The following is a 23,041-nucleotide window of genomic DNA, read 5'->3' as shown; positions in this document are numbered from 1 at the left end:
CATGAATTTCTATCAGTTTCTCAACGCTCAAATGCTTGGCAGCAAAGGCTTTCAGTAATCAGGTTTGATGGTTCTTTTCCCAGAGTGACAATAGAGCGTTACTTTGGACGCTCAGCAAAAACACGTATTTGATAGTTACGCTTATAGAGAGCATACACTTGGCAAATAGTGTCAAATCCTTTTTGTCCTAATATCGAGTAAATCTCTCTGTATCGATATGGCCATTTATGCCGAATCACATCAACACAGATATTTACATAACCAGCTGCTTTGAACAAGTTACCCAGTGTGAGAGGATTCCAAGTGTAAAGATGCTGATTAATATCATTGTCATGATAGGCTTCATCTGCTCTCTGATGTGGGACAACAAATATAGCTTTCCCATCCGGATGCATTTTATTAAGAAGGGATTTCAGTATGTTAAAAGGACATTCGACGTGTTCTAAAGCGTGGTTAGAGATCACGACCGTCGCAAATCCATCAGGGACATCTTCCAGATACTTATAAGTTTTGATACCATTTTCGTTAGCTTGTGCACGAGCTACGTCATTGATTTCAACGCCAAGTTTTTGAGTGCAATCGATATTTTTTAACAAGTAGCCCCCACCACAACCAAAGTCAAGTACAGAGTCAGCCTGTTGAATATAATCTTTGAATTTAAATAAATTAGCTACTCCACCAAATGCACCAATATTTTTTTGCCAATTGAAATAATCTGAATCATACATATTTCCATGCGGTTACCTACCTGACCATTTTACCATTGACAGGGAAGCTGTTCGACATTTAGATTGGTATACCTCAATCTCAAGCAAGGTAACAGGGAATACACAATCTGAATGTGTTTTAGCTGAAGACAAGGCTTAATCCACACATTCATCAACCATGAAACAGACTACTGTAGGGCTTGCTGCACAAACTGTAAACCCTTATCAATCAAGGCTTTGAGGCGTATGAAAACTTGCTTTTCTGCCCGTAAATCTGGTAAAATCTCTCAAAACCCTTGCACTCCCGATCTGGTAGATGTACCGAAAAGTTGAGGATACCCGCTTGATGAACTTTTTGGTGAATGGGATATTCGCGATCGCGGGTCGTCCGATCTATCATCATGTGTATGTCAAAGGGGAATGCTATGAGGTGATTCCCAAGTCCAAGGGGTTTACCTGGCTGTATGAGGCGGCGCTTCCTTATGTAGAGGCGGTATTTTATCGCACGGCACCGTTTAGGGGTACGAAGTCCTATAATGCCCAAGCAGGGGAAGTTCCCAGTGATCAGAAAGACTTCCATTATGGGGTGCTTTATGCCGATAAATTCCCCGTGGGTTCGGCGGGAGTTCCGCCCACATTGCTGATGCAGGATATGTTACATTTCTTACCCCCTTATCTGCGAGACTTCTATGAAAAGCGCTGTCGCAGTGAAAGTGATATCCTGAATCAAATTGGCGTTACCTTTCAGCGATCGATGTATTGTGTGACATCGGCGGTATTTCAGGCATTGCGAACCGCACTGTTGTATCCCTTAGATGACCCCAATCCGAAGCATTTGCAGGCGAATCGGGCATTTTTTGAAGCGCAATTAGACCGATTCTGTCGTCCAGAGTATGGAATCCGGGATGCGGCGCGGTTAGAATATATTCAGACGGCTGATTATCAGTAATTTATTTCCATCAACCTACTTACCAGATCCCCGACTTCTTAAAGAAGTCGGGGATCTCTGTCTAACACAGAAATATACCCATAGATATAGGTGAAAAAATTAAAATCTGCATAGTCTAGTTTTAAAACGGATTAACGTTAGTTTTAATAAGACGCTAATCCCACAAGAGTAAAGGGATTGGTGTATGAATATTACAGAATTAACTCATCTTCCAGCCAAGCTTCTACAATCTAAAATTAGGATGCTTCCATCGAGTTGGAGTCATCACAAGTTTGATCAGAAGGAGTAAAACGATGAAAAATGAAGAAAATGAAGCCAACCCCCTTCTTGATCAAGTTGTGGCATTACAACAACAAGTGGGCGAGTTGGATGACAAGGTTAATCATTATGAACAGCAACTGGCGCAGGAAAGAGAAACGCGCCAGACAGTAGAAACCCGCTTACAGAAAACGGAGGAACGCCTGTCTTTGGTGCTGCGGGCGACAAAAGATGCCATTTATGAGTGTGACTTAGAACAAGGTATCATTAGCTGGAACGCACCCTACAAGGAACTCCTAGGCGATCGCCCGGAGTCAACGGCATATTCCTGGGAATGGTGGATTGAACACCTGCATCCCGACGATCGCGAAGAGGTTGTTGCCAACTTCCAGGAGACACTCGCGGGTACAGGCGATCGCTGGGGGGCGGAATATCGGTATCAAAAGACAGATGGTAGCTACGCCCATATTTTAGATCGCGGCTATATTCTGCGGAATCAAACCGGGAAAGCTATTCGGGTAATCGGCACATTATTCGACGCCACCACCCAAAAACAGGTTGAAGCCGAATTACGCCAGCAGGAAGAATGCCTACGTCTTGCCAACGAACGATTCCAATTCGCTGCCCGGGCAGTCAATGCGCTAATTTATGATTGGCAGATTACCAGGAATCGCGTAGAACGAACCGATGGACTCACCAGCATTTTAGGCTATTCCCTCAGCGAAGCCGAACCCACTCTCAACTGGTGGCGCGATCGCATTCATCCTGATGATGGGGAACGAATAGATCAGGAGACAGCAACGGCGTTGAGTCAGGGGGATTCCTATCGCGTCGAATATCGGGTTCTGCACAAAAGCAACCACTATATTCATATCTTGGATCAAGGACTGGTGGTGACGCGAGATGATCAAGGACATCCCATTCGTGTGATTGGTAGCACCATCGATATTAGCGATCGCAAAGCCACCGAAGCCACTCTAAAACAACGGGAAACCGATTTGCGCTTAATTACAGATGCGGTTCCGGCGCTAATTGCTTATGTTGACTCCGATTGCCGTTACCGCTTCGTCAATCGCGCCTTTACCACTTGGTTTGGACATTCAGCCGAAAATCTAATTGGTCAATCGGTGGCAGATTTTGTGGGGGCAGAAGTCTATGAATACATGAGTCGGGATATTGAAGCTGCCTTAGCGGGTGAACCGATCAACGTAGAAATGTGGATGCCGTTTAAAGATGGAGGATCACGCTACGTTCGTCGCCAGTATATCCCAGATATTGATCCGCAAGGTCATGTCAAAGGCTTCTATGCCTTCATTAACGATATTACCGATCTCAAACAAATAGAAGCCGCCTTACGGGATAGAGAACAGCGCTTTAGCACCTTATTTAATGGCATGGAAGATTGGGTACTCGTTTATCCCCTCACTGCCGACAATCAACCGGGACAATTAATTGAGGTGAATGAACCAGCCTGTAAACGGTTAGGCTATACCCGCCAAGAACTCCTCACCTTATCGGTTGCGGATATTTTGGACATCCCCTTAGCCGATCTTCAAGTCAGTTTCCAGAAATTGTTGCAGGAGAAACGAGTGGTTGTCGAATCAGTACATCGTACCAAAGCGGGTCAACAAATTCCCGTTGAAGTGAGTTCCACCCTATTTATGCTGGATGGTTTGCCCACCGTTCAATCCATCTGTCGAGACATTACTGAACGTAAACAAGCCGAGTTAGCACTACGCAAAAGTGAAACGGTTCTCAATGCCTTTATTGCCAGTTCCCCCATTGGCATAGCATTTTTTGACCATGACTTACGCTATCTTTATGCCAATGAAGCCTTAGCCACGATGAATGGCGTCCCCCTCAGTCAACATTTAGGTCGTACTCTCTGGGAGGTTGTGCCACAGATGGCACCTGAATTTGCCCCCATGCTGGATCAGATTTTACAGACTCGGCAACCGAGGCTGAACTTTGAGTTTAGTGGTGAAGTTCAACCGGGTATTTATTGCCATGCTTTAGCCAATCACTTCCCGGTTTGCTTACCCGATGGTGAACTATTGGGAGTGGGTGTCACCATCATGGAAATTTCTGAACTCAAGCGGGTAGAAGGCGCTTTACGCCTGAGTGAAGCCTTTGCCCACGCCAGAGTGCAAGAGTTAGAAACCTTAATGGAAATTACCCCAGCGGCGCTTTGGATTGCCCATGATCCTGACTGTCATCAGATGACGGCTAACCGGACGGCGTATAATTTAATGCGGATGCCACTAGGTTCAGTGACAACTGCAACTCCTGTTGATGGTTCCTATCCCCTGCCCTTTAAACAATACAAAAACGGACAAGAATATATCCCCGAAGACTTACCGATGCAGCGTGCAGCCAGAACCGGACAAGAGGTGATTGATGAAATAGAATTTGTCTTTGAGGATGGCACAGTGCGCTTCATCTATGGCAAAGCCGTTCCCCTGTACCACGACTCTGGTGAGGTGCGCGGCGTGATTGGCGCATTTGTGGATATCACCGAACGCAAACAGGCAGAACGGGAGCATGAACAACTTTTAGCACGAGAACGCGCCGCCCGTGAAGAGGCAGAATCCGCCAACCGGATTAAAGATGAATTTCTGGCGATTTTGTCTCATGAGTTGCGTTCTCCCCTGAATCCCATCCTAGGATGGACAAAGTTACTCCGCACTCGTCAGTTCGATCCAGCCGCAACAGATAAGGCATTGGCAACTATTGAACGCAATGCCACGATTCAAATTCAGTTAGTGGATGACTTACTTGATGTTGCCCGAATTCTGCGCGGAAAAGTTGTCTTAACTCGTCACCGAGTTGATTTAGCGATCGCGATTAAAGCGGCGATTGAGACAGTGCAGTTGGCAGCAGAGGCGAAATCGATTCAAATTCAGCCTCATTTTATCGGTAAGGTGGGTTTGGTTGAGGGTGATTCCGGGCGATTACAACAAGTGGTGTGGAATTTACTCTCTAATGCGGTTAAGTTTACTCCATCCGGGGGACAGGTTGAGGTGACATTAGCAACGGTGGATGAGTTTGCCCAGATTACGGTAAAAGATACAGGTATCGGAATCTCTGCCGATATTCTTCCTCATATTTTCGACTATTTCCGTCAGGCGGACAGTTCCATGACTCGCCAATTTGGGGGATTAGGATTAGGACTCGCGATCGCGCGTCATCTTGTGGATTTACATGGTGGCATAATCCAGGCAGATAGCCCAGGGGAAGGACAGGGGGCAACGTTTACTGTCAGATTAGCCCTACTCCCGGATAAAAAGCAACGAATCAGACTTAACACCCATGATTGTCAGGGAACGTCCAATACCACTCCCCTGAAGGGGATACGAGTTCTGGTTGTCGATGATGAGGTAGACACACGAGAACTCCTCAGGATCATTTTGCAACAAGCTGGAGCAGAAGTGATCACAATGGCATCAGCCCAGGAGGTGTTATCACAATTTAACCAGTTAACTATTGATATCCTGGTGAGTGACATTGGCATGCCCCAAATGAATGGGTATCTTTTATTGCAACAGATTCGGGGCATGTCCTTACCCCAAGCGAATGTAGCTGCGATCGCATTAACAGCGTATGCAGGGAAATCCAATCAGCAAAAAGCCCTAGCCGCCGGATTTCAGCAGCATCTGGCAAAGCCTATTGACCCCAATGATTTGATCAAAGCGATCGCCCGGTTAGTTGAACAGAGAAATAAATGAGTAGCTTTACCTTAATTCCGTCTATTTGTCAATCCGCTTACAGGCTGATTCTATGAAACGTCTGTAAAGATTTCCTGACAACTTTGAAGAGTTGGCAAACTCTCCGGATTTTTCACCCATTGAGCGCCATTGGCTGATAAAACTGAATACTAGAGAACCCTAAATTTTGAGCCAAGCACTTTATCTAATCATGCCAACTCATCCCAAATAAAGCTGTCAACATTGTTACAAAACTTAAAAAAGGCTGACTCTACAGAGTTAACGACCAAGGTAAACCCTTCAATCAAGATATTAACTCCTGATTAATTTCAACGAGGATATCATTTCCAAACCATAGCATTACCCAACCTGTAGGGGCGACCCGCGCTTCATATTTAACAACACCAATCCACTCAATCAACTCGGGTCGCCCTCTTCTCCCACCTCTAGTTTGAATACAAGTTTGTAGGTAGATGAATTAGCTCTCCCTGAGGGGGAGTTTTTGTGTTTTTATGAACGTTTTAACTTCACAAAAACTTTATAGAAAGTTCATCTTAACTTTATTGATCTCCGTAAAAATACGGTTATAGTTAAATTGTGGTCAGAGAAAAGCAGCGAAACGAACCTCAAAAACACAGTCGTTTACGTAATTTCTCAGAGACTACACCGAAGCAATAGTAACCACCAAAAATATAAGTGTTACAACGTTTCGCAATCATCCTCAATCAGGATATTACCTCCTGATTAATTTCAACGAGGATATCATTTCAAAACCAACTATTTACGAAGGAGAAAATCTGATGGCTGTACAATTTGCAACAATTATCGCTGATACAACGGGTGGTAATAATTACTACGATTCCGATTTCTATGGTATTTCCTTTGATCAGGGTCTTCCAGACAGTTATATTCAATCAGTGACTCTAGATCTACGAGCAGGAAGCGATACAAATGCCTTTTTTGATTTTCCTGGTGGCAATTCCCCCTTTGGTCCTGTTTTAAGTACTCTCAACGGTTTAAATGCCAGCGACGTTACCTTCACTCCTAATACTGGAATATCACCCACACTAACTCTTAACTTTGCACCCAACTCTTTTGGTGTCGGTGATTCATTACGCTTTGGAGCAGACACAGACTGGCTTTCGGGTGGTTTCGGTATTTCATCAGAAAGTGGTGGTGCTTTTGGAGCGCAGGATGTTTCCTTTACTGTTACCTTGCAAGACGGCACGTCTTTCCTCTCCACCTTTGATACTGTTAGTTCTACTCAGTCTATAGCTGAAATCAGCACCCATGAATCAATTGTGGGAACTTCAGGAAATGATCAACTCAACGGTACATCGGCTAACGAGTTCATCCAAGGTTTAGGTGGCGATGATACGATAAATAGCAACGGCGGCGAAGATGTTCTCTTTGGTAACGCAGGTAACGATACAATTGCCGGAAGCCACGAGAGTGATTATATTGATGGCGGCGCTGGTAACGACCTTCTCTACGGTAACGGCGGCGGCGATACCATTTTCGGTCGCGGTGGCGATGACGGTTTATATGGTAGTTCTGCTACAGATTATCTCAACGGTGGTAATGGTGATGACACCCTTTACGGAAATGGCGGTCGAGACACCCTTATCGGTGGTCGTGGTGATGACTTAATCTACGGTGGTTCATGTCCTGATTATATTCTCGGTGGCGAGGGCGACGACATCATTTACGCCAATGGTGCCAACAATGGCGCTGACTACATTGATAGTGGTGTTGGTCAGGATACCATCTGGCTGGGTCACGGTGATGCCGATGTCGTCCTCTCAGAAGGAGTTGGATTCGATGTGATTAATAACTTCCAGCTTGGTCAGACCTCTCTAATCGTTAGTGATGTTAGTGCGTTGAGTTTCGCTGATGGTGCAAATGGTGCGGAAATCTATCAAGGCAGCGACCTATTAGCCACCGTGAGTTGGCAGTCTGCTAGCACATTTGCCAATAACACGAATGACATCTTTGTCGCTGTCGCTGCCTAGATATTTCGTCTGATGTTTTAGTCTTTCTTAGTCTGCATATTAGTCTAATCGAACCAAGCGGGAGATGCAACGTATCTCCCAATTTTTTTTGTCTCAGTCTTTGTCCGACTACTTAGGGGCTGCTGTGGTAGAGACGTTCCGGTGGAACGTCTTGTGGTGGGGAGAGGCAACAGGCAGACTTCGGCTAGCGCTCAGTCTAACACAGGCAACAGGCAACAGAGAAATATCCTGACGTATCGATTCGATAAGTAGTTGTAGGTTAGGTTTCCTGTCGTTAACCCCAGCGAATCAAGGGCTAAAGCCCTTACTACAAACTACGTATAGCAACGTGGCATAAGTGCATATCCCGGTAATCACCCAGAGATATAGAACAATGTACCTGGGATCAGCCATAGGATAATCCGATGCCGAACATCATCCAACTCGCCTCGAAAATAGACAAAGTTAAAGTCTATGCGGCTGGTGCAACCGTTAGCCGTATCGCCGATTTGCACTTAGAAAATGGAGAAACGCCAGAACAAATAGAAATTTCAGGACTTCCCCTGGCGCTAGATGATAGCAGTGTGCGAGTACAAGTTGAGGGAAATGCCAATCTGGTGATTCCTACTGATATTCGCATCAGTCTCGCGGTTTCCTCTCCCCAAGAACCCCCCAACTCCCCCGCCGAGGAACAACTGCACCAAGCCAAAGCTGAGGTGAGGCGAATTCAAGAGACGATTGCCCTCATTGATAACGAAATCTCTGTCCTAAAACAGCTTCATGTACCCAATCAACCGAAAGCAGAACCGGGAAAAGCACCCCCCCCTTCACCCCTAGCCGCCCGATTAGCGATCGCGAATTTCCAAGATGAGCAAATCCGTAGCCGCATTCAGGAACGACGGGAAACCCAGAACAGCTTAAAGGAGGCAAAAACCCACTTAGACGAGTTATTACACAAACAGAAACTGGCGTCAACTGCCCAACAGGTGAAACCCCACGACTTGCGGAAAACCGTGATTATCAGCTTAAGTTATCCGGCGGAGGTGACAGTTTCCCAGCAACAGTTAATTGTCGAGTATTTCGTTCCTGGCGCACGCTGGACACCCACCTATTTATGCCGTTTAGAGAGTAGCACGAATACCGCCGCGATCGCAGTTCGGGCTTTTTTGTGTCAGCGCACAGGAGAAGATTGGTCTGGAGTTCGCTTGGAACTCTCAACCGCTAACCCGATGACGTGGTGTGAGTTACCAGAATTACCCTCACTGCGGTTAGGACGCACCCAACCTGTCCCTAGAAAATCCGGTTGGCGTTTACCTCCCGTTGGTGCAACAATGCTGTTTGCCGATTATGACCGCCAGAAGCCGCAGGTGGTCACTGGACAAAGAGCCTTTACACAACCAGAGAGTAGAATCAACAGTTCATCCTACAAGCTGGAAGTGAATCTGATTAATCAACATCGGGAGCAAAAACTGACACAGGAGAAAGTACAAGACGATCTGGATATGGAACTTGAATGCCTCCTGTCCGATACCGATAAGGCTATGGAGTTTCATAACCTGTTCGATGAATCAGGAGACGAGTTTGCTGACCTTGACGCCATGCTGTCCGATGCACCAAAAGAAACAGAATGCGACTTAGATCAAAATCTCCATAATTTACTGGAAGAAGCAGAATCCAGCTTCCGCCATTCTTCTATGGAGCAATACTTAAGAGGTAGAGATTATGAACCCGAAGAAACAGAATGCGACTTAGGTGAAACCTTGAGTCAACTCATTAGTGATCCGGTGATTAACAACGATGACTTACTGACTTACAATTTAATGCGACTTCCCGGCGCAGATGACCCCAATAAGCGAGGGAAATTACTGCTTCAAAACCAGCAATATGTCTATCTAGAACTCCTCAAGCAACAGCAGTTTTTGGTAACATTCAATGTCCTAGAAATCGTCAAACAGGCTATATCAAAATCCCACCAATGTCTGTCTACCCCATTACCGCCTGGTGGAGTATCAGTACGTGAAGCAGCAGGTTCCTTTGATTATGCTTATCTTGCCGATGGACGGGTGGATGTTCCGTCAGATGGACAATTTCATTCCGTCGCACTAACTAGCCAAAGTACCGATGTCAACCTGCGCTATATTGTCGTTCCCCGTGAAGATACCAATGTCTTCCGAATCGCCCAACTTTGCAATCCTTTAGACGCCCCACTTTTAAGTGGTTCAGCTGATGTTTATGTTGATGGGGAGTATATCTTATCCACAACATTACCCACCGTACCCGCCAAGGGACAAGTTGAATTAGGTTTAGGCGTTGAACAAGGGATAAAAGTCGCCCGAAACACAACGTATCAGGAAAAACGTTCCAGTCAGTTATTAGTCGCCTTTAACGAACTCTGTCACCACATTAAAATTGACATTGCTAATCGTTTAGCCAACGAAGCACGGATTGAGATCCGAGAACGGATTCCTGTACCCCAAGAAGGAGAAAAAGTTGATGTAGAACTTGGTCAAGTTTCCCCTCAATGGCAAAAATACGAACAAGAAGAACGCGGACAACTCATTCAAGGTGGATATTGCTGGCAGATACAAGTACCCAGTCAACAACAGGCAAAATTATCAGCACAGTACACCATTAAAACCTACGCCGATAGTGAAGTAATCGGTGGGAATCGACGAGAATAGTTCGTTCGTAGTGAGGGGACTTTAGCCCTCTCCAGCTAGGCGTTATAGCACTAAAGTGCTTACTACAAACTACGCTATTGTCAGGTCAATAGAGAAATATCCTAACGTATCGATAAGTGCATATCCTGGTAATCACCCAGAGATATAGAACAATGTACCTGGGATCAGTCATAGGATAATCCGATGCCGAACATCACCCAACTCGCCTCGAAAATAGATAAAGTTAAAGTCTATGCGGCTGGTGCAACCGTTAGCCGTATCGCCGATTTGCACTTAGAAAATGGAGAAACGCCAGAACAAATAGAAATTTCAGGACTTCCCCTAGCGCTAGATGATAGCAGTGTGCGAGTACAAGTTGAGGGAAATGCCAATCTGGTGATTCCTACTGATATTCGCATCAGTCTTGCGGTTCCTTCTCACCCAGAACTCCCCAACTCCCCCGCTGAGGAACAACTGCACCAAGCCAAAGCCGAAGTGAGGCGAATTCAAGAGACGATTGCCCTAATTGATAACGAAATCTCTGTCCTAAAACAGCTTCATGTACCCAATCAACCGAAAGCAGAACCGGGAAAAGCACCCCCCCCTTCACCCCTAGCCGCCCGATTAGCGATCGCGAATTTTCAAGATGAGCAAATCCGTAGCCGCATTCAGGAACGACGGGAAACCCAGAACAGCTTAAAGGAGGCAAAAACCCACTTAGACGAGTTATTACACAAACAGAAACTGGCGTCAACTGCCCAACAGGTGAAACCCCACGAATTGCGAAAAACCGTGATTATCAGCTTAAGTTATCCGGCACAGGTGACAGTTTCCCAGCAACGGTTAATTGTCGAGTATTTCGTTCCTGGCGCACGCTGGACACCCACCTATTTATGCCGTTTAGAGAGTAGCACGAATACCGCCGCGATCGCAGTTCGGGCTTTTTTGTGTCAGCGCACAGGAGAAGATTGGTCTGGGGTTCGCTTGGAACTCTCAACGGCTAACCCGATGACGTGGTGTGAGTTACCAGAATTACCCTCACTGCGGTTAGGACGCACCCAGCCTGTCCCTAGAAAATCCGGTTGGCGTTTACCTCCCGTTGGTGCAACAATGCTGTTTGCCGATTATGACTGCCAGAAGCCGCAGGTGGTCACGGTATCTGAACAGTTCCAAAACCTGGAATCATCTTCAATTGATGTGTCATCAGTACAAGAGTTGAACTTAGGAGGTAAACAGACTGTAAGAGAAAATCTACAAAAGAATAGAACCTCAACACCAAGAGCCTTTACACAACCAGCGAGTAAACTCAGCCGTTCATTCTACAATCGATTATTACAGTTAGGTTATGTTGATGAACGGCAGATAGAACAAGCGCGGATAGAAAGCCGTAAGTCAGGACGACCTCTGACCGATGTTATTGAAGCCATTACCGGGCGTCAGTTGCCACCCGACTTAATCCGCCATTACAAAAAACAGCAACTGTTTGAACTCAAAACAATTTATGGTGTTGAATCTCTTGATCCAGAACTTAGTGAAATTTCCGGACACCAAGTCAAGGAACTGATTGAAAGCCTCATTCCTATTGACATCTGTAGTCGCTATCGTTTAGTCCCGTTATTCAAAAATGATGGTCAACCCCCATCCGTTCTAGTGGCAATGGTTGATCCGGATAATCTGGATGCCCAAGATGATCTCAACCGGATTCTCCGCCCTCAAGGAATTGGGCTACGGCGGATGGTGATTACCCAGGAAGATTATCAGAATCTGATTAATAAATATCGGGATCAAAAACTAGCACAAGAGAAGGAACAAGAAGCTGCCAACCATATAGGCATCAGTAAGGATTTGGATTGTCTTACCCCGTCCGATGCACCAGAAGAAACAGAATGCGACTTAGGCGAAGTTTTGAATGAAGGGAGTGCTGGGATAATTAACTTTGTGAATCGTATTCTCATCAAAGCCTTACAAGAGGGAGTCTCCGACATTCACATCGAACCCCAAGAAGAATACTTGCGGGTTCGTTTTCGTAAAGATGGCGTACTGCGGCAAGCCTTCGATCCCTTACCGAAAAAGATTAAAAATGCTGTGGCTAATCGTATCAAAATCATGGCAGATTTAGACATCAACAAACGTCTATTGCAAAGTGGTCAGTTTCAGCGTCTGTTTCAGAGACGCATGGTCAATTTATTCGTCGAAATCATCCCGGCTCGGTATGGGCAAAATATTTACATGAGGGTACAAAAATCAGCCTTTGGTTTCTCAACTGGATGGATTAAAAATGACCTAATGACTTACAATTTAATGCGACTTCCCGGCGCAGATGATGCCAATCAGCGAGGGAAATTACTACTTCAAAACCAGCAGGATGTTTATCTAGCAATCCTTAAGCAACAGCAACTTGTGGTAACATTCAATGTCCTAGAAATCGTCAAACAAGCGATATCAACTTCCCAACAATGTCTGTCTACCCCATTACCATTTGGTGGAATATCAGTACGTGAAGCAGCAGGTTCCTTTGATTATGCTTACCCTGCCGATGGACGGGTAGATGTTCCGTCAGATGGACAATTTCATTCTGTGGCACTAACTAGCCAAAGTACCAATGTCAACCTGCGCTATGTTGTCGTTCCCCGTGAAGATACAAATGTTTTCCGAATTGTTCAACTTTGTAATCCCCTAGATGCCCCACTTTTAAGTGGTTCAGCTGATATTTATGTTGATGGGGAGTATATCTTATCCACGACATTACCCACCGTACCCGCCAAGGGACAAGTTGAATTAGGTTTAGGCGTTGAACAAGGGATAAAAGTGGCTCGAAACACGACATATCAGGAAAAACGTTCCAGTCATTTATTAGTCGCATTCAACGAACTCCATCACCACCTTACAATTGACATTGCTAACCGTTTAGCCAACGAAGCACGGATTGAAATTCGAGAACGGATTCCCGTCCCTCAAGAAGGAGAAAAAGTTGATGTAGAACTTGGTAAAGTTTCCCCGCAATGGCAAAAATACGAACAAGAAGAACGCGGAGAACCCATTCGAGGCGGCTATCGCTGGCGGATAAAAATACCCAGTCAACAACAGGCAAAATTATCAGCACAGTACACCATTAAAACCTACGCCGACAGTGAAGTAATCGGTGGAAATCGACGGGAATAGTTCGTTCGTAGTGAGGGGACTTTAGCCCTCTCCAGCTAGGCGTTATAGCACTAAAGTGCTTACTACAAACTACGCTAAAATTTACAGAGGTCAATTATGCCATCAATTACACCCCAACAAGACATTCAATCCTTAACTCTTGACGCACCCGTTACCCTCGTTACCCTACTCGAAGACCGCGCCTTAGTGCAACGCAAGGGGAAAGCCAATCTAACATCAGGATTATGGCGCATCACCGTAGAAAATGTCGCCCCCGTACTTTCAGATAAATCCCTGCGGGCAGAATTTGCAGAAAACTATGATAATGCCAGAATCAATGATGTCCGCGTTCGTCGCCAGATAATCGTCAAAGACGAAGAACGACCCGAAGACATTCAACCCTTGCATAACGAGTTGCGATCGAACCAGCATCACCTCGCCATGGTTTCAGAAGACTCTCAACATCAGAAGTATTGCTTTAAACAAGTCAATACCATCTTAACCAAAGCCTTACAAGAATTACCCATTGATGCCGTTTGGGGACAAATTGACCCCAAAACCTGGCGGGAACAATTGCAAACCCTGTTTAAACAACTCCGTGAATTGCGGACAGAAACCTTAACCAGCGGTGAACATCAAGCACAACTCAGACGGCAAATTGATGACATAACCACTCACCTCCAATCCCTATCCCGTCCCGATACAATTTACACCGCCAAAATTGAATCCGATTTAATGATTTCTGACCCTGGAGACTATGAAATTACCTTCGATTACGTTGTTCCCAATGCCTTATGGCGTCCTTGGCATCAAGCCCGTCTGCTAGTCCCAACTAATGGGTCTTCATCACCAGCGACCCTATCATTTCGGATGGATGGGTGTGTCTGGCAAAATACAGGAGAAGACTGGACGAATGTTGATTTAGTCTTTTCCACCGCCCGCACATCTCTAGGAACTGAACCGCCTCTTTTAACAGATGACAAATTAAATGTCAAAGAAAAATCCAAACAAATTCTTGTTGAAACCCGAAATCAGCAGATTCAAACCACTGGACTCGGTGCAGGTGTCACCCCTCCACAGAGAGAAACGACCAGTTCAGTAAACTTACCGGGTGTTGATGATGGCGGCGAAGTCCGGACGCTTCGCCCTAGCCAAAAAGCTACGATTCCCTCTGATGGTCGTCCCTATCGGGTGCCAATTTTTTCCTTTGAGTCCAAGGCTGAGATTGAGTATATCTTAATGCCAGAAGTCTCCTGTCAGGTTGTTCTCAAAAGCGAACAAATTAATTCATCAACCTGTCCCATTCTCGCTGGACCTGTGGACTTAGTACGTTCTTCCGAATTTGTCGGCAAAACTGCCATTGGATTCATCGCCCCCGGAGAAAAATTTGCCTTAGGATGGGGGTCTGATGAAGCCATGCGGGTGCAGCGTAGCCAAACGAAAAAACAAGAAAAAGACCATCTAACCCAGTGGAAACGAGTGATTACGCAAACCCAGTTATTTCTCTCTAATATTGCCGCTGAACCGAGAGAGATTACAATAACAGAGCGGGTTCCGGTGTCAGAATTAGAGCAAGTCAAGGTGAAGGTTTTGACGAAAAAAACGACCAATGGAGTTCAACCTGATAATGATGGATTTTGTACCTGGAAATTGACCCTCGCGCCCTACTCTAAACGTCAAGTCACCCTAGTTTATCAAGTAGCAACAGCGCCAGAGGTGAAAGGAGCATTGTAAGGGTACGGTATTGCCCATTCTCAACCCCTCACCCCCAGCCCCTCTCCCACCCTGGGATACTGCTGGCGAATTGGAAAAACCTAACCCCCCAGCCCCCTTCCCTGCGAGGGAAGGGGGAGCATCAAAGCCCCTCCCCGCGTCGGGGAGGGGTTTGGGGAGGGGTCAGACCCCTCAGTTAATGACCAGCAGTATCACCCTGGGGAGAGGGGAGCAAGAAGCAAGCGGTGTTCCAAAGGTACTTTGGAAGCGTCTGTATGTGATATAGCAATCCTATTTAGGGCTTGCTGAATTAATCCGGAAGCTATACTATACAAGGGTTCTAATCCCTTTTGCCACCTAGCAAGTGCAAGGTTTTTACACTACCACTCTCTTGCAGCTTGGAATTTTTGCCGACAACAGCACTAAATTTTACCTCGACAGAGGGTTGAAACCATTGCCCATGACACACCGAGCGAAGCCGAGGTGTTGCCTATTCCCTATTGCCTCTCCCCACCACAAGACTTATTCAGCAGACCCTATTTAGGTTGTGGCAATTTTCAAAACTGAAATCCTTGCTATACCTGGATTTCAAGCCGTACACTTGCTGCATCCTATTGAGAATTGCTATAGTTCCCCTTCTCCCTTGATGGGAGAAGGGGTTAGGGGATGAGGGTGAAATACTTGCCAGTTGTGTTTTTCACCTGAAGTTGACACCAATGGGTAATGCTGTGTCCCTACAGCTCAAACCACTGGATTGGGTAATGGAGGATTTTTCGTTAATGACTCGACTAACCAATACGTCATCATTTCTCCTTTTCCTTTAACGGCAATTTTTCCCCGTTGTTCAAAGCGATATTGCTCTTTTAAACAGGTATAGGTTGCTTCGGTGACTTGAATTTTACCCGGTAAACTTAATGATTCCATGCGAGAGGCAACATTAACCGCATCTCCCCATAAATCATAGATGAATTTCTTGGTGCCAATCACACCTGCGACAACTGAACCCCTGTTTACACCAATGCGGATTTGTAGCTGTTCACCATAGCTTTCTTGAAAACGGGCGATCGCGTCTCGCATATCTAGCGCCATTTGCGCTACGGCTTGAGCATGATTGGCTTTGGGAACGGGTAATCCACCGACAACCATATACGCATCGCCAATGGTTTTGATTTTTTCTAACCCATGTTGCTCAGTTAATTGATCAAAAATTGAGAATATTTCATTGAGTAAGTTAACCATTTCCGTGGGGTTTATCTTTGCCGATAATGGGGTAAAGCCGACAATATCCGCAAACAAAATCGTCACATCAGCGAATTGTTCGGCAATCGCTGTTTTCTCTTTTTTCAGGCGTTCAACAATCGGAGCGGGTAAAATATTCAGTAATAATTCTTCAGAACGCTCTTGACTTTTTTTCAGGGCAATATCCGTAATTTGACGCTCTAATTCCGCCCCCGCTCTAGCGGCAAAGATTTTTAAGACTAATTCCCGGGTTTCATCGTTGAGCATGGGTTGAGTGTCTAGGACAGCAATATGACCAATGACATTCCCCATGGAATCAGTTAAAGGAATTCCGGCATAGCTTTCGGCTTTTAAGTCCACTAAATCTTGATCATCAGGGAAACTCGCGATAATATTGTCAGAATAGCAATAATATTTGTTATTTTGAATCACTTCCTTACAGGGTGTTCCCAGCAAGTCATATTCAATATTTTTGACAAATTTCTCGTCCAGCCAAAAGGCTAATGTCCGGACTCGTTTTTGTTTAAAATCTAGACATTCGGTAACAAACGCATAACGAACTGACAAAATTTCGGCAAGTTGGCGAACACAAGCGTTGAAAAACTCGCGCCCTGTTTTGGTGGCGGTTCCCTCAACAATGAGTTGTAAGGCTTCTTCACGGCGTTTGCGATCGCTAATGTCCCGCATCACCGCTATAACGCTATCCTGGGATAGAGGAGAAATCTTGGTGGAGAAGTCTGTTCTGCCGTTTTCTAACTGGAGACTATATTCAACTTCAATGGTTTCCTGGCGTTCTAATACGTTTTGAATCGTACTGTATATTAAATCAGCTTGGGGTTGGGGTAAACTTTCATGGACTGTGTTTCCCTGGGCGAGTTGGGGAGATTGAGAGATCAACTCATGGTTGGGTGTGGCGATTTTTAGATAGCGCCCCTGGGAATCCAAAACTAACACCAGTTCAGTCATGGCGTGGAATAAGGCGCGAAGTTCGGTTTCTGATGTGGTTAAAGCCGTCTTGGTTTTTTGCAGTACGTCTACAGTTTTTTCCAGCTTTTTATTGCGATGTTCGAGTTCACTTTGCAAACGTTTAATATTTAATTGGGTTTGGATTCGGGCTAAAACTTCTTCCAGTTGAAAGGGTTTGGTTATGTAATCAGCACCGCCATATTGAAATGCCTGCACCTTGGTCTCAGTATCCGAAAACGCACTCAGGAAAATAATTGGGATAGAACTTGTTTTCGGATCAGCTTTGAGTTGTTCACAGACTTCATAGCCATCTAATCCGGGCATATTGATATCCAGGAGAATTAAGTCTGGAGGAAGCAGCCGAGCAGCTTTTAACGCCATTTCACCATTAATGGCTTTGCGGATTTGATAGTGGTAGTCTGATAAGAAATCCGATAAAAATTTAATATTGTGGAGTTTATCGTCAACGATGAGGATATCGGCGATGAATTGATTATCATTTGTCATTTGTCAAAACACTGATTTCACGGATTTATTGGAGAGATTTGGGTGGGGAAGTGAAAGGTTAGTGACACTGATTTCACGGATTTATTGGAGAGATAGTCAAGTTTATCAGTTGATCAAATTGATAGCTGTCCACTAACTCCCTTAGCGCCTCAATGAGTTGAGATTCTTCGTCGGGAATTTGATCAATTAGGCTTAAACAGAGAGCATCGTTACAGGAACTCGCCGCGTAGTGAAGTTGCTCAATCCATTCGGATGACATAATCTTGAGATCATTGGCATTTAGAGTATAATCCGATGGAGATACGCTGGCATCGGTAGCATCAGACACTGTTTCGGTTGTCGTGTTGTACGAATACTGCACGCCTAAATATTGACTGATAATTTCTAGAATTTCCTCCAGATGAAACGGCTTGCTAATAAACGCATCACATCCGGCGGTTAAACATTCCTCTCGCTTATGGGCAAACGCACTGGCGGTAATCGCAATAATCGGCGGAATCGTGGCAAAATTCGACTGTTTAATCTGTCGAGTGGCTTGATAACCATCCATAATCGGTATATGCATATCCATGAAAATCAGTTCAGGTTGCCATTTTTGCCAAAGCGCGATCGCGGCTTGTCCATTCTCTGCCGATTTAACCTGAAAACCCACCTCCTTTAACAGCGTTACCAATAGCTGGCGGTTTACCAGATGATCTTCAACGACTAAAATTCGATAGGCGGGTTGTCCGGGAGCTAATCCCGTTACCTCCTGGAAATTAGAGGCTGGAGTATCGGGGATAGATTCTGTTAATTCTACCTGAATTTGGAATTTAAAACAACTTCCTTGTCCCAATTCACTTGTGATAGTAATTTCACCGCCCATCAATTGCACAAATTTCTGAGAAATCTTTAATCCTAACCCGGTTCCTTCGTAGGTATTTTGCCCAAGTTTGGTCTGCTTAAAGGCTTGAAATAACTCATTCCTGTCTTCTTTCGCAATTCCGGGTCCGGTGTCAGCTACTTTGAATCCCAGGTTGACGGTTTTACCCTGACGAACACCCGATACCTCTAGAGTAACTTGACCGTTTTCTGTGAATTTAATCGCATTACTCAGCAAGTTAATTAAGACTTGGCGTAATTTATGTTCATCGGTTCTAATCCATTGGGGAACAGTATCGTCTCGCTGAACCCTTAAACGTAATCCTTTGGACTTTGCCTTGAGTTGGAACATGGATTCCAGACGGCGCAAGAGTTGATGTAAATTACAGTCAATTTCTGCTAAAGTTATCCGCCCCGCTTCAATTTTTGACATCTCTAAGACATCATTAATCAACTCCAGTAAATGTTCACCACTGTGATTAATAATTTCCATGTACCCTTGATGCTGGGCGGGTAAGGATTGATCGCGCTGCATGAGTTGCGTAAATCCTAAAATCGCATTCATGGGCGTGCGGAGTTCGTGACTCATATTGGATAAAAACTCACTTTTTGCCCGGTTTGCCGCATCCGCTGCTTCTTTTGCCTGTTGAAGTTCGATGGCTTGGTTTTGGGTTTGGGCAAAGAGTTCAGCCTGTTGAACCGCGACACCAAGCTGATTGCCAATTTGGGTAACAATTTGTACCTCTGCGGGTTGCCATTGTCGAGGATTACTGTTTTGATACACCCCTAAGAGTCCCCATAGTTGCTGACCGCAAAAAATGGGGGCGATGATATAGGCTTGGGCTTGCATTCCTTTGAGCAAGTTGAGATAGCATTCGGAAAAGTTAGCTTGTTCAACATCAAAGATGCAGCAATAGGTGTTCTTTTGTCGATAGATTCCACCCTGTCGTTCTTGCAGATACGTGTCTTGAACCAAGCCATCTGCATCGGTTAATTGATTGGCAAGACACTGGGGATTAACCGTTGTGGTTTGGGCAAAGGTAGAGGATTTTTTACCGTCACGAAGTAAAGCCTGCCAACCGGGGGCAACGGATTCAGCAATGATTGTCCCACTCCAATCGGGGTTAAACTCATAAATCAGAACGCGATCGCACTCAATGGCTTGTCGTAATTCAGCCGTTGTCGCCTTAAAGATGGTGTCTAAATCTAAACTTTGGCGCATTTGCTGGATGACGCGGTTAATTGCTTTTTCCCGCTGCGCCATCAATTTGATCGCGGCTTCGGCGGCAATCCGTTCTTGAATTTCAGTTTCTAAGGTGGCGTTGGTTGCCACTAATTCTGCGGTGCGTTCCTCAACCCGAAATTCTAAGGCTTCGTAGGCGCGATGTTTTTCGTCTTCTGCCCATTTCCGTTGCAATTCTGTGGCGGCGCGGGCGGCAAATACGTTCATCATCGCTTGATCTAAATTGCTGATGCACAAGGGTTTGACATCACAAATACCCAGCATCCCAATTACCTGTTGATGTTCATCGAGTAAGGGAATCCCCACGCAATGTTCCGTATCTGTTGTATAGGGAAAAAGTTTCTGCCAATGGTTAGCATACTCACAACTCTGTTGAGTTTGAGGAATGATTTCACAGCAGGTAGACTGTAACTGGGAAACCTGACAGGATGTGATGCAACAACAAGCAAGGCTGCGCCATCCCGGTTCGCGATCGCAGATTTTCTCAGCGACGACGACAGAGGGAACATGTAAGGATTTTGCCAAATTCTGCACCAAGGCGGCAAAAAAGTCTTCTCCTGTAACCGACGCTGTACCCGCAACAATGGCGCGTAGGGTTTCTTCTGTTTGGCGTCGTTGTACCACTTGCTGCTGTAATTCCCGGTTAATCGCTTCCAATTGTTCCGGGGTGCGTAGGGCGAGGAATTGGGGCAGTAGATCGATTAATCGTAGCGCTGTATAACAAGATATCAGGGCGGTTAAAGCGCGTTCAATTCCGGATATCCAGTAATCGGCGTGCCAAAGTGTCCAAATGTCAAACAGATGTCCGATGCCACAGAAAACAATAAACGCCCCGAATAAAATAAATACTCTAGAGAAAGGAATATCCCGGCGTTGGCGGACAAAGTAAATCAGCATTGCCGGAATCGAGAAATAGGCGATCGCAATCAGCGCATCACTGACAACATGTAATCCCACCAGGGGAGTTTGCCACAGGTAACAATTCCCGTGGGGCATATAGCTACGGGAGGATAAAATAGTCTGTAATGATTCCAGCACAGTCTTGTTTTCGTGACATACTCCTACACTAACCTGAGTACAGGTATAGTGTAGGCTTCTCAACCAATCCGGCTATTGCGTAGGAGACGTTGAGCTTTAAGAACGGGATGCCCCTCCGCTCTATTTTTTATGTTGATAGCTGCGTTATGATCACGGTCAAGACTGCATCCACAATGGGGGCAATCATGCCATCGAACGTGCAACTTTTTGGGTACTTTCTCGCCGCAATTGGAGCAATCTTGTGATGTGTTACGGGCGCTTACTGGAATTACCAACTTCCCAGCATTCTCGGCTTTGTTTGTCAGTATCGACAGAAAGTTTGACCACCCAGCATCCAACACAGATTTAGCCAATCGGGTGCGAACAAGTCCTTTAATATTTAAATTTTCATGAGCAACTACATCATATTTCGACAGCAGATAATTAGCTGTCTTGAAGTGAAAGTCCTTCCGTTTATCTGCTACCTGCTTGTGTTGTTTTCCTAGTTGCTTGATAGCCTTAAGCCTACCCTTACTCCCCTTTTTTCGGCGGGCTACCCGTTTCTGGATAACTCCTAACCGTTTTTGAGCTTTACGGTAATGTTGAGGTATCGCAATAGTTTCACCATCGGCAGTTGTCAAGAATTCCTTTAAACCTACGTCAATCCCTGTAATTGAATCTGGGTGAAAATCTGGCTTTATTTCCGGAACTGTCTTGTCTGCCATCGATAAGGTCAGATAGTAACCATCAGCTTTCTTGGTAACAGATGCTGTTTTTATTTTGAATCCATCAGGGATAGAGCGATGTAGGATAACTTTAACTTGGCCGAACATCGGTAAGTTGATTAGATTACCTTGCCAACACCCATCTTTCATCTGGGGATAAGTCAAGGTGCGATATCGGTTACGGGCTTTAAACCTTGGCTTCCCGCTACGTTGGCCGTTGCTATCGCCTTTGAGGAATTTATCAAACGTTACCTTTACTCTCTTGACTACATCCTGTAGGACTTGGGAGTAAATTTCTTTATACCAGGGATGGGTTTTCTTTAGTTGAGGTAAAGTTTTTTTCTGAGAATAGTAATCTGGGGGGTCTCTTAATTCAGGAAGATGACAGATTAAGGGACAAGCGTTTACTGGAGAACGGTTTTGCTCATACCAGTTGAATCTATCAGCCAACAAATAGTTGTACTCAGCGCACAGCATAGCTAGCCATCTGTCAAGTTCAATGACTTGCTGTTTGGTTGGGCGTAGCTTGTACTGATAAGCGGTTCTCATTGTCTCCCCAAAGGCTGGTGACTATCTTAATATACACCAATTACAGTTTCAGCGCTAAAGAGGTACATCGAAAATCAACACTCACCCGATTAATTTATTGGTCATTTCTGTACCGACAATGACCCGCCTATCCATCCCGACACCAACCTGGGTTGTTACTGAGCCTGTCGAAGTACAGGTATGGTGTGGGGCTTCCGGCGAACAGAGCTAAAAAATTCTTTAATGCAACGGTTTAATCCACCCTGGTTTGTTTTATCGTGCCATTAGATCGGTAAAGTTACCATCCACGATAAAAGGTTACGTGGGGATCGTCATTCGTCATACTCGCGTAAGCGAGAAGCAAGCTACGTCATTCGTCCTTTGCTTCCCCAGCTTCCCCTCACCACAACACTTATTCAGCAACCCCTAGTTAGGTGGGTGGATATAAACCTAACTCTATTAAGTCTAGAAATCTGTGTAGGGGCGGGTTTAGGGACAACATTAATGGAGTAACCAATAACCTTTGTACAAAACCCGCCCTGCCCCAGGGTTTAGGGACAACATTAATGGAGTAACCAATAACCTTTGTACAAAACCCGCCCTGCCCCAGGGTTTAGGGACAACATTAATGGAGTAACCAATAACCTTTGTACAAAACCTGCCCTGCCCCACCCTTTCACCCCGATATTGTTTATGTGCGATCGCGGTTGGGAATCTAATCGGTTTTGTTGTCCGGTTTTGGATTAATTGATTGCCTTGCGCTGGGGGAGTGGGAGGGTTTTATTCTTAAGTGAGGAGGGCGGGTTTTGTTGTTCCGTTATTGGTGGATATT

At 45.3% G+C, this 23,041-nt stretch carries 9 protein-coding genes and 1 pseudogene; 6 read left to right on the top strand and 4 right to left on the bottom strand.

The genetic code is table 11. From position 1 onward, the window contains the following. Nucleotides 1-98 precede the first annotated feature (98 nt). On the bottom strand, nucleotides 99-728 hold the full coding sequence (locus MC7420_RS19050; protein ID WP_006102367.1) for a class I SAM-dependent methyltransferase: 630 nt from the start codon (nucleotides 726-728) through the stop codon (nucleotides 99-101). A gap of 325 nt (nucleotides 729-1,053) precedes the next feature. Here MC7420_RS19050 and MC7420_RS19045 point away from each other — a divergent pair. The 6 genes and pseudogenes from MC7420_RS19045 to MC7420_RS19010 all read left to right on the top strand — a co-directional run. Next, nucleotides 1,054-1,656: pseudogene (locus MC7420_RS19045) on the top strand (CO2 hydration protein); the annotation flags it as partial. A gap of 293 nt (nucleotides 1,657-1,949) precedes the next feature. Beyond that, nucleotides 1,950-5,639, top strand: coding sequence for a PAS domain-containing hybrid sensor histidine kinase/response regulator (locus MC7420_RS35440; RefSeq protein ID WP_006102255.1), 3,690 nt, complete (start codon nucleotides 1,950-1,952; stop codon nucleotides 5,637-5,639). Nucleotides 5,640-6,418: 779 nt separating this feature from the next. After that, nucleotides 6,419-7,630, top strand: a complete 1,212-nt coding sequence (locus tag MC7420_RS35435) for a calcium-binding protein (RefSeq protein WP_006102324.1) — start codon at nucleotides 6,419-6,421, stop codon at nucleotides 7,628-7,630. Nucleotides 7,631-8,034: 404 nt separating this feature from the next. Next, the gene (locus tag MC7420_RS19030) at nucleotides 8,035-10,290 is read left to right on the top strand and encodes a mucoidy inhibitor MuiA family protein (RefSeq protein WP_006102343.1); all 2,256 of its coding nucleotides are present in this window, start codon (nucleotides 8,035-8,037) and stop codon (nucleotides 10,288-10,290) included. Nucleotides 10,291-10,473: 183 nt separating this feature from the next. Then, the gene (locus MC7420_RS37075; RefSeq protein ID WP_006102268.1) at nucleotides 10,474-13,431 is read left to right on the top strand and encodes a mucoidy inhibitor MuiA family protein; all 2,958 of its coding nucleotides are present in this window, start codon (nucleotides 10,474-10,476) and stop codon (nucleotides 13,429-13,431) included. 96 nt (nucleotides 13,432-13,527) lie between these two features. After that, on the top strand, nucleotides 13,528-15,144 hold the full coding sequence (locus tag MC7420_RS19010; protein ID WP_006102168.1) for a mucoidy inhibitor MuiA family protein: 1,617 nt from the start codon (nucleotides 13,528-13,530) through the stop codon (nucleotides 15,142-15,144). A 720-nt stretch (nucleotides 15,145-15,864) separates the two neighbouring features. Here MC7420_RS19010 and MC7420_RS19005 read toward each other — a convergent pair. The 3 genes from MC7420_RS19005 to MC7420_RS18995 form a co-directional block, all read right to left on the bottom strand. Beyond that, a complete protein-coding gene (locus MC7420_RS19005) occupies nucleotides 15,865-17,835 on the bottom strand; it encodes an adenylate/guanylate cyclase domain-containing protein (protein WP_006102128.1) in 1,971 nt (656 codons plus the stop codon). A 73-nt stretch (nucleotides 17,836-17,908) separates the two neighbouring features. Continuing rightward, the gene (locus MC7420_RS19000; protein ID WP_006102190.1) at nucleotides 17,909-20,977 is read right to left on the bottom strand and encodes a GAF domain-containing hybrid sensor histidine kinase/response regulator; all 3,069 of its coding nucleotides are present in this window, start codon (nucleotides 20,975-20,977) and stop codon (nucleotides 17,909-17,911) included. Nucleotides 20,978-21,036: 59 nt separating this feature from the next. Then, nucleotides 21,037-22,230: an RNA-guided endonuclease InsQ/TnpB family protein gene (locus MC7420_RS18995; protein WP_006102122.1), complete on the bottom strand. Its 1,194-nt coding sequence runs from the start codon at nucleotides 22,228-22,230 to the stop codon at nucleotides 21,037-21,039. Nucleotides 22,231-23,041: the final 811 nt, after the last annotated feature.

This window comes from Coleofasciculus chthonoplastes PCC 7420 (assembly GCF_000155555.1).
Lineage (GTDB): Bacteria > Cyanobacteriota > Cyanobacteriia > Cyanobacteriales > Coleofasciculaceae > Coleofasciculus > Coleofasciculus chthonoplastes_A.
This window is presented reverse-complemented; position numbering and strand designations above follow the sequence as displayed.